The sequence below is a fragment of the Corynebacterium sp. HMSC078A10 genome (genome assembly GCF_001811565.1).
Taxonomy (GTDB): Bacteria; Actinomycetota; Actinomycetes; order Mycobacteriales; family Mycobacteriaceae; genus Corynebacterium; species Corynebacterium hesseae.
The window spans coordinates 86,571-100,610 of the sequence record NZ_KV805193.1 but is presented as its reverse complement, the minus strand read 5'-3'; the positions used below and the strand labels follow the sequence as shown (position 1 = coordinate 100,610).

The following is a 14,040-nucleotide window of genomic DNA, read 5'->3' as shown; positions in this document are numbered from 1 at the left end:
CGAATCTGACAAAAGCAGTCTAGATTTTTCGATCTTGGCCCGTACTTTTGGCAGATCGGGCAGTTGCGCGTTTGAAGCATCCTGGCAAAGCTAGGTCGCAGACCGAGCAGGAGCCTAAAACAGCGAAACACCGCCCACGCCATGCAGCGAGGGCGGTGTTAGGTTTCCTAGCTCTTAGATTAGAGCTCAGAGACGTCAACGCGCTTCGGGTACACCACCGGGCGAGCGCCGGCGATTTCCTCGACGATGCGGATGACCTGGTTGGAGTAACCGAACTCGTTGTCGTACCACACGTAGAGCACGAGGTGCTTGCCGGAGGAGATGGTGGCGAGGCCATCGACCACACCAGCGTGGGTGGAGCCCACGAAGTCGGAGGACACAACCTCCGGGGAGGCGATGTAAGAGATCTGCTGGCGCAGGTCGGAGTGCAGGGAGACGTTGCGCAGGAAGTCGTTGACCTCGTCGCGGTCAGCTTCCTTCTCCAGCTCGAGGTTGAGCACAGCCATGGACACGTCCGGGGTAGGAACGCGGATGGCGTTGCCGGTGAGCTTGCCCTCAAACTCCGGCAGAGCCTTGGACACGGCCTTGGCTGCACCGGTTTCCGTGAGCACCATGTTCAGGCCGGCTGCGCGGCCGCGGCGGTCCCCCTTGTGGAAGTTATCGATGAGGTTCTGGTCATTGGTGAAGGAGTGTGCGGTCTCCACGTGGCCGTGTACCACGCCGTAGCGGTCGTTGATGACCTTGAGCACCGGGGTGATGCCGTTGGTGGTGCAGGATGCGGCGGAGAGGATCTGGTCGGAGTCCTCGATATCGCCGTGGTTGATGCCGTAGACGATGTTCTTCAGGTCGCCCTTACCCGGTGCGGTGAGCAGCACGCGAGCCACACCCTTGGACTGCAGGTGCTGGGACAGGCCCTCGCGGTCGCGCCAGACACCAGTGTTGTCCACAACGATGGCGTTATCGATGCCGTACTGGGTGTAGTCGATCTCCGCGGGGTTGTTGGCGTAAATCATCTGGATCTTGGTGCCGTTGGCCCAGATGACCTCGTTCTCCTCGTCGACGGCAATGGTGCCGTTGAAAGCACCGTGGACAGAGTCACGGCGCAGGAGGGAGGCGCGCTTGAAGATGTCAATGTCCCCCTTCTTGCGAACGACGATGGCGCGCAGGCGCACGCCACCATAGGCAGCCTCACGGGCAATCAGAATGCGGGCCAGCAGGCGGCCGATGCGGCCGAAGCCATAAAGCACGACGTCGGTGGATTCCTTGTCCACGCCAGCGCCGACGAGATCCACGAGGGTCTCCTCGAGGTAGTTGCGCAGGTTATCGGAGCCGGACTCCTGGAAGCCAGTGGCCAGGCGACCCAAGTCGATGGAAGCGGTGCCCAGGTTCATCGAGCACAGTTCCTTGAGGATGGGCAGGGTCTCTGCGGTGGAAAGCTCACGCTCAGCGATGCGGCGGGCGTAGCGGTGCGCCTTGATGATGTCGATATCGGTCACACCGATGAGCAGGCGGCCGTAGATAGAGGTGACAACGTTGTTATTGCGGTGCAGCTGGTGGATGAGCGGGATCATCTCTTGGGCCAGCTCCAGGCGCTCGTTCCAATCCTCGTGCCCAATGTGCGCGTTCGAAGTCACGTACTTTGTATCCTTTACTCGTCAAAAAGGGTGTAAAACTATGTCCATTCGTAAATCTTAACCCCTATTCATGCCCGTTTGGGTGTAGTTGCGCGAGGATCTCCGCCACACTACCCCCGCCGATTTTCTCCACGTCGACGCCCACGAGGCAATAGTCCACGTCGGCGTCGAGCTGCGCACGACGCGGTTTCAGCAACGCGTTGAGATAGGGGTAGACCAAAGGCAGGTCCGGGTGTGCCCGTGTGTAGGCGGTCTCCAGCCCACGGGCGTAGCGCCCGGAGAATGCGCGGGTCGACACCGTCCGGCCGCCGCGGCGCAGAAGGCCACGGTTGTGCTCACTCGTTCCGGCTTCATCGGACAGCAAGAAAGCAGAGCCGCAACTGACTGCCTCTACCCCCGGCCACGCCAAGGCCTCGGCGACATCCTCCCTAGTTCGCAGCCCACCCGCGGCAATGAGCGGGAGATCCGTGACTTGATGCACCGCCGCAACAAGTTCTTTAAGCGGGCGCTGGTCGGGTTCCGCACTCGGGTCCCACACTCCGCGGTGTCCCCCGGCTTCAGGCCCCTGCACGCACAACACATCGACGCCGCGCGCGGCCGCGGACTGCGCCTCCTCCGGGGTGGTGACCGTGGTCCACGCCTCAGCCCCAGCGGCGTGGATGCGCGCTACGTCCGCCTCCTCAAACACCCCGAACATCGACCACAGCACCGCTGCCCCACCATCCAGCGCGGCGTCGAGCTTGTCCTGCCAACCGAAGTCCAGGGGGACGTCGCCAAGCACGGCGTCCTCTTCTGCGGCAAGAGACCGTGCAGCCGCGAGCTCCGATTCTGTCAGCTCCCTCTGCGGATAAAAGAGGTTGACGCCGAAGCGCGTGCCGGCGCACGCAGCGATGGCCTCCCGCGCGGCGTCGACCGAAGAGCTCCCCAGACCCAGCGCGCCAAAGGAACCGGCGGCCTCAGCGGCGGCAACCAGTTCAGGCGTGGTGGGCCCACCGGCCATCGGGGCAGGTAGGACGGGACAGGTGATAGCCTCAAGAAGTTGACTCATGGTCCCCCAGCCTAAAGAAAAACCATCAAGGGAGTTGTTGTGTCCGCCATCCGTGACTTTTTCACCCGCCTCTTTAGCCGCGCCGATGAAGCGCCGAATAAGAAGGCAAAGAAGGCCGCCGCCCCCAGACTAAACCCAGCGGATCTTAGCGCCGAGTGGCTCATCGTGGGATTGGGCAATCCCGGCGCGAAATACGCAGCTACCCGTCACAACGTAGGATACATGGCGGTGGATGACCTCCTCGCGGATTCCGGCGACATGCTTGAGCCTGTTACCGGTCACCAGCTCAGCGCCGCACAGCTCGAGCTCGGGGGCACGAAGGTCGTGGTTTTGCGTTCACACACCTACATGAATCTCTCCGGCGATCCCATCGCACCCTTGGCCACGCAGCTGGGGGTTGCGGCAGAAAACATCATCGTCATCCACGACGAGCTCGACCTACCCGCCGGCAAGGTGCGCATTAAGAAGGGCGGCAACGAGAATGGCCATAACGGGCTGAAGTCGCTGAGCGAGCGCTTGGGCACGCGCGATTACCTGCGCGTACGCATCGGTATCGGCCGTCCGCCCAAGGGCGGTTCCATCCCGGACTGGGTGCTCGCGCCTGTCGACGCCAGCGCTGAGCTCGATTCCACCATCGCTACCGCCGCCGAGGCTGCACGCCTCATCGTGGCTGAGGGCCTCAACAAGGCCCAGCAGGAAATCCATTCCCGGTCGAAATAAACCCCGGCGCGGCCGCGCTCAACGCCCTACACTGTCCAAGTATGAGCCGCGCGAGCAAGAACCTGCCTTCTAATCATGACCCTCGAACAATTGTCATTACCGGTGCTTCGAGCGGGGTGGGCGCGGCCGCTGCCCGCATTCTTCACCAGCGCCGCCCGCAGGATTCGCTCGTGCTCGTGGGCCGGAATCCGGAAAAGACGCAGGCCGTAGCCGAAGAAATTGGTGCGGCCTTTCACGTGGCCAACTACGAGTCTTTGGGCCAGGTTCGCCGCCTCGCGGAAGAGCTGAGCCAGTACCCGCAGATCGATGCCTTGGGCAATAACGCCGGCGGCATGTTCGACGGCCCCTTCGCCACCGCCGATGGCTTCGAGCGCACGTGGCAGATCAACGTTGTGGCGCCTTTTCTTCTGACCTCTTTATTGCGCGATACCCTGCGGGCCAGCGATGCCACCGTGGTGCAGACCGCCTCGTTGGCCAACGTCCTGTATTCCGCTTTCGACCCCGGTGACCCAAATACCTTTGAAAAATTCACCGCGGAGCGCGCTTACGGCAACGCCAAGTTGGGCGATATTCTTCTGACCCGCTACCTCGACTCACATGGTCTGACCTCCGTGGCCTTCCACCCGGGCGTGTTGAATACTGGCTTCGGGCAGAACTCAACGAGTAGGACGAGCAAGCTGTATTCGACCACTGCAGCCAAGCATTTCTTGGGCAAGGCGGACAAGGGCGGCGAGAACCTTGCTTATTTCCTCAGCGGCACTCCGGGCATCCATTTCAATTCCGGCGAGTACTACAACAACAAGCGCAAGCCAGGCCTGCAGAGGCCGATTGCGAAGAAGCTCTCGGTGGCGCGGCGCGTCTTCGATGATTTGGGCCGCCAGCTCAATGTGGAGTGGTAACAGCCAGCGGCTAAACTAGCCCGCATGAGTATTGCCTCCGAAGCTTCCCGCCGCCGCACATTCGCCGTCATCGCCCACCCGGATGCTGGTAAGTCCACGCTGACGGAGGCGCTGGCACTTCACGCGCACGTCATCAACGAAGCTGGCGCGGTGCACGGCAAGGGCAACCGCAAGTCCACGGTCTCTGACTGGATGGAGATGGAGAAGGAACGCGGCATTTCCGTGGCCTCCTCGGCCCTGCAGTTCGAGTACGCGCCCGAGGGTCACGAGGGCGAGCCCTACATGATCAACCTGGTGGACACCCCGGGCCACGCGGACTTTTCGGAGGATACCTACCGCGTGCTCACGGCGGTGGACGCCGCCGTCATGCTTATCGACGCCGCCAAGGGCCTCGAGCCCCAGACCCTCAAGCTGTTTCGCGTGTGTAAGGCCCGCGGCCTGCCGATCATTACGGTGATCAACAAGTGGGACCGCGTGGGACGAGAGCCGCTGGAGCTTGTCGACGAAATCGTCAACGAAATCCAGCTGCAGCCCACCCCGCTGTACTGGCCGGTGGGTATCGCTGGCGACTTCCGCGGCTTGGCCCACATCAACGATGACGGCGAGGCTGATGAGTACGTGCACTTCCTGCGCACCGCCGGTGGTTCCACCATCGCCCCGGAGGAGCACTACGCGCCTGAGGATGCAGCCGCGAAGGAAGAGGACGCTTGGGAGACGGCCGTGGAGGAAGCAGAGCTGCTGGCAGCCGACGGCGCCCTGCACGACCAGGAGCTCTTCGAACAGTGCGTGACGTCCCCGCTCATCTTCGCCTCCGCGATGCTGAACTTCGGCGTGCACCAGATCCTGGATACTCTGTGCGCCATCGCCCCGGCTCCGCGCTCGCGCGAATCAGATCCGCAGGCCATCGAGGCCGCTACCTCCGCCATCGATGAGGTACGTGAGGTCACCGATGACTTCGCGGGCGTCATCTTCAAGGTGCAGGCGGGTATGGACCGCAAGCACCGCGATAACCTGGCTTTCATGCGCGTCGTCTCCGGTGAGTTTGAGCGCGGCATGCAGGTCAACCATGCGCAGTCTGGGCGCAGCTTCTCCACTAAGTACGCTCTGACGGTCTTCGGCCGCACGCGTGACACCGTGGATACGGCTTACCCGGGTGACATCGTGGGCTTGGTCAATGCCGGTTCCTTGGCACCTGGTGACACGATTTACACGGGCAAGAAGGTGCAGTTCAAGCCCATGCCACAGTTCGCGCCGGAGGCATTCCGCATCCTGCGCGCGAAGTCTTTGGGTGACTACAAGGCATTCCGCAAGGGCTTGGACCAGCTGGCTGCGGAAGGCGTGGTCCAGATTCTGCGCAACGATACGCGTGGCGATGCCGCCCCGGTCATGGCTGCGGTGGGCCCCATGCAGTTCGAGGTCATGCAGGCTCGCATGGAGGTCGAGTACAACGTGGAGACCATCACCGAGTCCATCCCCTACTCGGTGGCCCGCCGTACCGACGCCGAATCCGCGCCCGAACTGGGCCGCCAGCGCGGCGTAGAAATCTTTACCCGCACCGACGGCGAGCTCATCGCGCTCTTTGGTGATAAATGGAAGCTGGCCTTCATTGAGAAGGAGCACCCGGAGCTCACCATCGAAACACTTGTGGCGGATTAGACCGTGAGCATCAACGGAATGACCACGATTTTGACTATCTGCGCCACCACAATGGTGGCCGCATAGCCAGTCATAATGCGGGAATCCGTGCTGATTCCTGTGGCGTAGTCGACCACGGCAGGCTGGCCAAAGATGCCGGAAACGCCGCCCGCGGTGCGGGTTTCTGACTGGCCAAGGAACCTGTTAACCACAGCGAAGAGGACGACGACAACCACGGTAATGATGGCGGCGAGAGCCATGCATTTCAGGCCCATCCAGGAGAATGCCGTGGACTGGAAAGCCTCACTTGAGGCCAAGCCCACCGAAGCCAAGAAGATAACCAGGCCCCACTGCTGAAGAGCCAGATTGATTGAAGCCGGAACCTTCCAGGGCACGCGGCGCGTGCGGTGCAGAGCACCGAGGACAAGTCCGGTAATCAATGGGCCCAGCGCAAAGCCAAGCTCAAAGGACGCACCACCTGGTAGCGGAACCACAATGAGCGCGATGAGGTAGCCCAAGAACAGACCACCACCGACAGCAACCCAGTTCAGCTGGGAATACCCCTGAACCGAGTCACCGAAGTAATCACGAATATCGCCCAGGCGATCCTGATCCACAATCACCGTCACCCGGTCACCGGCATCGAGGTGCGTATCGAAGCTAGCCAGGAACTCTTCATCACCGCGTTGCACGTGGACAATGCGGCCACCGTAGCGCTTGAAGAGGTTGAGATCCTCCACGGTTCGACCAGCAATATCAGAGTTCGACACCACCACGGTTTCAATGACCAAACGCTTGTCCACGAAGGGCACCTGAGGCTGGCGCTTGCCTAGGGCAGCGGTAAGCTCGTGCTTTTTCGCCTTCGTCACGAGTACGCGCAGGATGTCACCCTTGCGAATCTCCGGATGGTCCCCGGCCACGGTTCGGATATTGCCGCGGCGAATCGTGGCGATAACAAACTGATCCTCGAATCGCTCCACCAGCTCCTCGTAGGTGATGTTCTTGGTTACCCGAATAGTCCGGGAGCGGAAGACCTCCTCCGCGGAATTGTCCTTGTCCTTAGTGGCCGGCCAGGACTGCTTGAGCAGAAAAGCTACTAGGAGGATAGCGACGGCCACGCCTACCGGATAGCCCAAGGAGTAGCCCACGGCCGGCAGTTCCTCGCCCGTTTGCTGTTGCGCCACGGCCAGCGATGCCGTCGAGGTCGTCGCACCGGAGAACACGCCCACGGAGAGCAAGGGCGACAGTCCCAACCAGCCGCCCGCGAGAAGCGCCACGGCGGCAGCACCCATCACCGCTATTGCGGCAGTAATCATGTGCTTGAGCTGCTCAGAGAAGCCTTTGAAGAAGCGCTCACCGGCAGACAAACCCTGCATATAGATGAAGAGGCCAAGGCCCATCTCCTGCAGGCTGCTGAGGATCGTGCCGTCGAGATCGATAAAGGCGCCGATGGCCAAGCCCACGAACAAGGTGCCGGCTGCGCCGAAGCGCAGCGGGCCAAAAGGAATCATGCCAAATAGCGTGCCGAGCAAAGCAATAAAGAAAATGCTCAGCCAAATATTTCCGTCAAATAGTGCCAACACGGGAAATCATTGTAAGAAAACACTCAGAAAACTCCATGCATGGGTGCGCTTCTCCTCCCCAGACGAGGCGCGACTCACACCGTGTTGGCAAAAGTGAGTCGCGCACGACCCCGCTGAGCTCACTAACTGCTGAAGAATTCCTTCCACGCCGGCCATTCGGCATAGGTCTGCGCGCGCCCAGCCTCATAGTTGGAGCGCAGCTTTGTCACAGAACGCTCAGTCGATGCCACCTGCATATCCTCCGGGAAGAAAAGCTGTGCGCTCCCCTCCTTTTCCAGCTCCAGAAGCCGGTCCTTGGAGGCGTTGTACCGGGCCGGCCGAGCAATCATCGCCTCCGCTACGGCAGGGTACTTTCGGAAGATTCGTCGCAGCGCCGCCGGCCGCCCCACCTCAGGCCGCACGTAGCCACGCGGTTTCGACCCCAGGAACAGGAACTTCTCAAACCCGGCCTTCTCCGCCTGCTCGATAAGGATGCCGCCGGATTCCCCCATGGCGCCGTCGACATACGGCGCACCGTCGATGACGCGCATCGGCATGATCAACGGCAGCGTCGAGGAGGCGCGCACACGCACCATCAGGTCTTCCTGCGTCTTGATGTCTTCACGCCCCCAATACACGCTCTCCCCCGTATCTGCGCGCGCGGCGGAAATGCACACCTGCGCCGGGTTAGCGTCAAAGGCTTCCCAGTCAAAGGGCATGTCCTGGTCCGCAGCCTTCTCGTAGATGAACTCCGCATTGAAGTAGCCGCTACCGCGCAACAGCGAGCCCAGGCCGCCGAAGCTGGGGTTCTTGGCAAAGTCCACGAAGGATTCCTCGGAGCGAACCACATCGCGGGAAAGGAAGTTCACGGTGTGCGAGGAGCCCGCGGACACGCCTCCGACCCAGCCGAATTCCACCTCCTCCTTTAAGAGCTTGACGATGCACGCGGCGGTATAGGAATTGCGCATACCGCCGCCTTCAATGACGAGTGCTGTATCTTTCGCGTCAATCACACTGCACGATGGTACCCCCGCGCTAGGATCGCGCCATGAGTTTGTTTTCCGCGGTAAAGGATATCGTCGATAAGCTCGGCGGCTCCCCCACCGTCCGCTTGGCCTCCCCGGATCCCCACGCCGTCGAGGTCTCTATAGACCACCTGTCCGTCCACACGGCCGGCAGCCTCATCATCCTGGTTACCTCCCCAGCCGGCGCACAAATACTCAGTGAGGTGGCGCGCTCCGGCGAGCCCGCGCGCTTAAATGGCTCTAAGACCACGGTGCACCTCTCCCCCACGACAAAGGCACAGCGTCCGGTCCATGATCCCAAGCGGGGCTGGGCCATCCCGCTATCCCCTGCGGAACGGGACACGCTGGCCCAGATCAGCGCCACGCCCGGCGACTATGAGGTCTCCGAGTCGCTTGCGGTCTCCATCGAAACCACCCCTGAAGAAAGCTAGCCTGCCATGCTCATCCTCCCCTTCCAAGGGCGTACGCCCCGCATCCACCGCAGCGCCTGGATCGCCCCGAATGCCACCATCATCGGTGACGTCACCATCGGCCCTGACTCCTCCGTGTTTTATGGCTCCGTGCTGCGCGGGGACGTTGGTTCCATCCGTCTAGGCGCCCGCGTCAATATCCAGGACAACTGCGTCATCCACGTTGAATCCACCGAGCCTTGCGTGCTGGAGGATGACGTCACCGTGGGCCACATGGCCATGCTCCACGGCACGCGGGTGGGCGCGGGCACGCTCGTCGGGATGAAAGCCACCTTGCTCTCCGGCTCCACCGTGGGCCCTGGCTCTCTCATCGCCGCCGGCGCGGTGGTGCTCGAAGGCCAGGACATTCCCGCCGGCACACTAGCCGCCGGGGTTCCAGCCAAGGTGCGGCGCGAGCTGAGCCCTGAGGAATCCGCCGCCTTCATACCGCACGCCGCGCGCTACGTCGAAATTTCAAAAAATCAGGCGCTGCTTGGCGACGCCCTCCCTCTCGACGCCGTCCTCTACGACTAGCAGTCGCAACTGCCGTTGTTGCCAAAACTCCCGAGCCTGCCGCACGATCTGGCCAGAATTTTGGCAACTAGGGCAGTTCCACCACCGCGAAGCTAGGACAGCTGCCGAGTCGCCTTGAAGGCAAGCCCCTAAAGCAGAGCGAAGATGCCCATGACCACCAGGAAAGCGGCCACGCCGTAGCCGCTCCACAATGCCACGGTGGTGGAGTTCTCCCGGGCCCACGCAAAGGCGCGTCCGGCCCAGGACTGTGGCTTCGCCCGCACCAGGGCGATGAATAATCCGCACACCGTCGGCAGCGAGAGCGCAAACGTGGCGTAGAAAAAGAGGCCACCGTACTTAACGGTATTGCTAAAGTCCCCGGCCGCTAGGTGCATCAGGCCATAGAAAAAGGGCACGGAGGTCAAGGACTGGATAACGCCCATGGCATAGCCCACCACAACGGTCTTATCCGAAGGAGTGCGCAGCGGGCCGAGCAGTTTCTGCACCATATCGTTGGGTTCGCCCTGGGAGCGCCAGGCTAGAAGTCCCAGAGCAAGGCCAATGACTACCAGCCCCCACCCCAGCAGAGGCGATTCCAAGGCCGCGGCAACCTTGTCCTGGATACCGACGAAGATGAACATCACCACGGCGGCTGCGGTGAGCACGCCAAACCAGTCACCAACGATGACGAGGGCCGCAATCTTGCGGTAGCTGCCCCGCGGAAGCATGATGCCGATGGCCACCAAGATTCCGATCAATAAGGCGTTGACGGAATCGGCAAAGGCATTGAGCACGGCTTCAAGCATGCGCGCCAGTGTACAGGGCGCCCTTCCAGAACTTGCTCTGGGCACCTGGCCTTCAGCGCCCTGCGCCAGGCCTCGGCATAAAGGTTTAGCCTGAGGAAACATTCACTCACTGTTTACCGTTAAGGGCCCTCATGTGAAGGCCGTAAACGGTAAGGTATTGAAAAGTGCTTGCCGCCGCGACGGGTTTCTCCCCCATCGCGGCGGCACCCTAACTCATGCCCCCGACAGTGATGTGGAGAGATAAAAATGAAGGTAGCGATTCTCGGCGGAGACGGCTTCTGTGGTTGGCCCGCTTCCCTCTATCTCTCCGACCGAGGCCATGACGTCATCATCGTGGATAACCTCTCCCGGCGCGCCATCGATGAGGAGTTGGGCGCAGAATCCCTGACACCTATCGCTTCCATTGAAGAGCGCCTGGCCGCGTGGACCGAGGTCTCCGGCAAGACCATTGGCTTCCGCAACCTCGACGTGGCCCAGGACTACGACGACCTGCTCGAGTTCCTGAACACCGAAAGCCCGGATGCCGTGGTGCACTTCGCTGAGCAGCGCGCCGCCCCCTACTCCATGAAGAATTCGCGCACCAAGCGCTACACGGTGGATAACAACATCAACGCCACCCACAACCTACTCGCCGCCATCGTGGAATCTGAGCAGGATATCCACGTCGCGCACTTGGGCACCATGGGTGTCTACGGCTACGGCACCGCCGGAATGAAGATCCCGGAAGGCTACCTGGACGTGCAGGTGGATACGGGCGAGGGGGGCGTCGTCAAGCAGCAAATCCTCTACCCCTCCAACCCGGGCTCGGTCTACCACATGACGAAGGTGCTGGACCAGCACCTCTTTGCCTACTACGCCAAGAATGATGAACTGCGCATCACCGATCTGCACCAGGGCATCATCTGGGGCACTCACACGGAGCAGACCCAGAAGGACGAGCGCCTCATCAACCGCTTTGATTATGACGGCGACTACGGCACGGTGCTCAACCGCTTCCTCATCCAGGCCGGCATTGGTTACCCGCTGACCGTGCACGGCACCGGTGGCCAGACCCGCGCCTTTATCCACATCCGTGACATGGTGCACTGCATCGAGCTAGCTTTGCAAAACCCGCCGGCGCGCGGTGAGCGCGTCAAGATCATCAACCAGATGACGGAGACCCACCGCGTGCGTGACTTAGCGGAGTTGGTTGCGAAGATCTCTGGCGCAGAGGTGGCCTACGTGCCGAACCCGCGCAAGGAATCCGCGGAAAATGAACTCCACGTCACCAACGACACCTTCCTCAACCTGGGGCTGGAACCGACCACCTTGTCTGAAGGGCTGCTGCACGAGGTCGAAGAAGTCGCGCGCAAGTATGCCGACCGCGCCGACCGCTCCAAGATTCCGGCGCAATCGCTGTGGACGCGCCAGCAGCACGCCGGCGTCCCCTCTTCGGAGGCCTAGTCCTCCGTGCGCATCGCAATCGTTACCGAGGTCTTCCTGCCCAAGATCGACGGCGTGGTCACGCGCCTGACGCGCACTCTGGACCAGCTGGCCGCGACGGGCCACGAGGTGCGGATTTTTGCCACGGGCAAGGCCCCTGCAACCTATGCCGGCTTCGAGGTCACCCGCATACCCAGTCTGTCGCTGTGGGTCTACCCGGAGATCAAATTCGGCTTGCCCTCGTGGAGGTTCTTTAAGGAAATCAGGGATTTCGATCCCGATGTCATCCACGCGGTCAATCCCATTTGGACAGCGGCCCTCGGCGTCTTTGCCGCGCAGCGCGATGCCGTGCCGCTGGTGGCCAGCTTCCACACCAACGTTCCTGAATACGTCGATGCGCTGGGCATCGGGTGGACCCGTCCGCTGACTGAGGCCGCTCTGAAGTATCTACACAACCAGGCAGCTGTGAACCTCTGCACCTCAGGCCCCATGGTGGATAAGGCTCGGGAGGTGGGGATCCACAACGTGCACCTGTGGCCCAAGGCTGTCGATACGCAGGCCTACCACCCCAGCCGCGCCACCGCGCAGATGCGCGAGCGCCTCACCTGTGGTAACCCGGACTCCCCGCTGGTGACCTATATCGGGAGGGTCTCCAAGGAAAAGGACTTGGAGCGCCTCGACCACGTGATGCAGCTGGTTCGGGCAGAGCTTGGTGACGCCCGCCTTGCCGTCGTCGGCGATGGCCCTGCGCTGGAGGGGCTCAAGGCCAACTTCGATCCTTCGCACACCGTGTTCACCGGTTACTTGTCCGGCGAGGAGCTCGCCGCTGCCTTCGCTGTCGGAGATGTCTTCCTCTTCCCCTCCGCCACGGAGACACTGGGCCTTGTGGCGCTGGAATCCTTCGCCTCGGGTGTGCCGGTCATCGGCACGAATGCCGGCGGTATTCCCTTCGTCATTGAGGAGGGCGTTACAGGACATCTCATCGAACCCGATGCCGATGATGAGGCCTGGGCCAGCGCGACCGTCAATCTTCTTCGTGACGCCACGCGGCGGGAGACGATGGGTGCTGCCGCCCGCCGCGAATCCGAAAAGTATTCCTGGGTAGAATCCACCCAAGCCCTCCTTCAGGCCTATGAGGAGGCTATCGAGCATCCCTTCTTCAGGGAATAAAACCAAGTCAAGGAGCACTAATGGACTCAGCCCAGGACCTGTACTCCGCTGGCGCCTTCATTCAAGCCGGCATCGACGCCGCGTTCTCCTCACGCTTGGGCGACGTGCGCGACGTCGAGGTGAACTTTGCATCTTCCGACTCCGAGCCCGCCACCGATCAGCGCGCGGTGGTGCGTTTTACTACCGCCTCTGGGACCTATGATTTCGATGGTCTGCGCCTAGCCACAATCCAGGATGGCCGCTTGCACTGGTCTACGGGGTTGACGGAACACGCGCCGCAACCGGAGTTCCACGGCCCGCAACCCGATTCCGCCCTGCTGCGCGGCTTGGCGCGGCGGCTGGTGGGTGACCGCCCAGTCATCCGCGTCCCGCAGGGCGAGGGCGAGGCGCTCGTCGCCGTCGACTTCGCGGAGATCCACCCGGATCCCCGTGTCAGCATCCTGGCCGGGCTTGAGCATACGGGGGATATTGAGGGAGGCGTCGACGAACGCCTCGCCACCGCCGAGCTCGCCTCCTATGTGGGCGTGGCAGCAGATGTTGTACAAGGCCTCGCGCACTTCCACGGCACCCGGATCGCGACTCTCCCCCATCCCTCAGGCCGCGGTGGGCTCAGCGCACGCGATGTGCTGGCCGACGCCCACTTTATGGCCACCGAGCACAATTTCTTCCTGGAGGCCCGATTCCCCAACCTGTGGGCTGACCTTGACCCTGACACGTCGCGCACCGTGGTGAACTCCGATTATGGTTCGCTTACGGTTCCCTCCCATCTCATCGCCACCCTCAACGCCACGACGAACACCTTTACGTGGGCATGGGCGGACGAGCTCTCCGGTTCCATGTCCGCCCACGCCGCGGCGAACCTGCGCCGCTTCGGATATGACAATGCCATCCCCGAGCTGATTCGCGCCCGCGTACCCATCCCCGAGGCACGCTCTCTGCGCTTGCCGCAGCTAGCAATGCCAATTCTGGGGCTGTGGACCCTGCTGCCAGTGCAGCTACCCGACGGCCGCCAAGGGCTAGCACTGTCCGACGCCCCCGCGTTTCACCTGCCCGCGCCGTCACGGGCCACCGCGCAGGCCACGCTCAATGTTGCGGTGCCGGCGGGAGTGGATGAGCAACGGGCGCGCGCCGCATACCAGCGGGCACGCCCGCTATAA

The 14,040-nt window shown here is 62.2% G+C and carries 13 protein-coding genes; 8 read left to right on the top strand and 5 right to left on the bottom strand.

Going from position 1 to position 14,040, the window contains the following annotated elements; genetic code table 11:
* Positions 1 to 179: 179 nt before the first annotated feature.
* Entirely contained in the window at positions 180 to 1,634 is a 1,455-nt protein-coding gene (locus HMPREF2808_RS03245; RefSeq protein WP_070565795.1) for a glyceraldehyde-3-phosphate dehydrogenase, read from the bottom strand.
* Between the two features lie 64 nt (positions 1,635 to 1,698).
* The gene (locus HMPREF2808_RS03240) at positions 1,699 to 2,682 is read right to left on the bottom strand and encodes a nitronate monooxygenase (RefSeq protein ID WP_070565794.1); all 984 of its coding nucleotides are present in this window, start codon (positions 2,680 to 2,682) and stop codon (positions 1,699 to 1,701) included.
* A 39-nt stretch (positions 2,683 to 2,721) separates the two neighbouring features.
* Between HMPREF2808_RS03240 and pth the strand changes: the two genes are divergently transcribed.
* Genes pth through HMPREF2808_RS03225 form a run of 3 tightly spaced genes read left to right on the top strand, consistent with a single transcriptional unit; the run spans position 2,722 to position 5,957 of the window.
* Complete coding sequence (pth, locus tag HMPREF2808_RS03235) at positions 2,722 to 3,402, top strand: aminoacyl-tRNA hydrolase (protein ID WP_070623715.1); 681 nt, start codon at positions 2,722 to 2,724, stop codon at positions 3,400 to 3,402.
* A gap of 41 nt (positions 3,403 to 3,443) precedes the next feature.
* Positions 3,444 to 4,301, top strand: a complete 858-nt coding sequence (locus HMPREF2808_RS03230; RefSeq protein ID WP_070563471.1) for an SDR family NAD(P)-dependent oxidoreductase — start codon at positions 3,444 to 3,446, stop codon at positions 4,299 to 4,301.
* A 24-nt stretch (positions 4,302 to 4,325) separates the two neighbouring features.
* Complete coding sequence (locus HMPREF2808_RS03225; protein ID WP_070623711.1) at positions 4,326 to 5,957, top strand: peptide chain release factor 3; 1,632 nt, start codon at positions 4,326 to 4,328, stop codon at positions 5,955 to 5,957.
* On the opposite strand, the gene HMPREF2808_RS03220 is transcribed toward HMPREF2808_RS03225, so the two are convergent.
* Complete coding sequence (locus HMPREF2808_RS03220; protein WP_070623708.1) at positions 5,954 to 7,519, bottom strand: aspartate-alanine antiporter-like transporter; 1,566 nt, start codon at positions 7,517 to 7,519, stop codon at positions 5,954 to 5,956. The two genes, HMPREF2808_RS03225 and HMPREF2808_RS03220, sit on opposite strands and share 4 nt — an antisense overlap.
* 122 nt (positions 7,520 to 7,641) lie before the next feature.
* Entirely contained in the window at positions 7,642 to 8,511 is an 870-nt protein-coding gene (locus HMPREF2808_RS03215; RefSeq protein WP_070623705.1) for a patatin-like phospholipase family protein, read from the bottom strand.
* Between the two features lie 35 nt (positions 8,512 to 8,546).
* On the opposite strand from HMPREF2808_RS03215, the gene HMPREF2808_RS03210 reads away from it, so the two are divergent.
* Together HMPREF2808_RS03210 and HMPREF2808_RS03205 are read left to right on the top strand one after the other, a co-directional pair.
* The gene (locus tag HMPREF2808_RS03210; protein WP_070597528.1) at positions 8,547 to 8,954 is read left to right on the top strand and encodes a hypothetical protein; all 408 of its coding nucleotides are present in this window, start codon (positions 8,547 to 8,549) and stop codon (positions 8,952 to 8,954) included.
* 6 nt (positions 8,955 to 8,960) lie between these two features.
* A complete protein-coding gene (locus HMPREF2808_RS03205; protein WP_070623702.1) occupies positions 8,961 to 9,506 on the top strand; it encodes a gamma carbonic anhydrase family protein in 546 nt (181 codons plus the stop codon).
* A gap of 128 nt (positions 9,507 to 9,634) precedes the next feature.
* On the opposite strand, the gene HMPREF2808_RS03200 is transcribed toward HMPREF2808_RS03205, so the two are convergent.
* On the bottom strand, positions 9,635 to 10,291 hold the full coding sequence (locus tag HMPREF2808_RS03200) for a hypothetical protein (protein ID WP_070520829.1): 657 nt from the start codon (positions 10,289 to 10,291) through the stop codon (positions 9,635 to 9,637).
* Positions 10,292 to 10,537: 246 nt separating this feature from the next.
* Here HMPREF2808_RS03200 and HMPREF2808_RS03195 point away from each other — a divergent pair, with 246 nt between their 5' ends.
* From HMPREF2808_RS03195 to HMPREF2808_RS03185, 3 genes are read left to right on the top strand one after another with little or no spacing between them, the layout of a single operon-like run.
* On the top strand, positions 10,538 to 11,734 hold the full coding sequence (locus tag HMPREF2808_RS03195) for an NAD-dependent epimerase/dehydratase family protein (protein ID WP_070623699.1): 1,197 nt from the start codon (positions 10,538 to 10,540) through the stop codon (positions 11,732 to 11,734).
* Positions 11,735 to 11,740: 6 nt separating this feature from the next.
* Complete coding sequence (locus HMPREF2808_RS03190; protein WP_070623696.1) at positions 11,741 to 12,883, top strand: glycosyltransferase family 4 protein; 1,143 nt, start codon at positions 11,741 to 11,743, stop codon at positions 12,881 to 12,883.
* A 20-nt stretch (positions 12,884 to 12,903) separates the two neighbouring features.
* Positions 12,904 to 14,040, top strand: coding sequence for a DUF6882 domain-containing protein (locus HMPREF2808_RS03185; protein ID WP_070623693.1), 1,137 nt, complete (start codon positions 12,904 to 12,906; stop codon positions 14,038 to 14,040).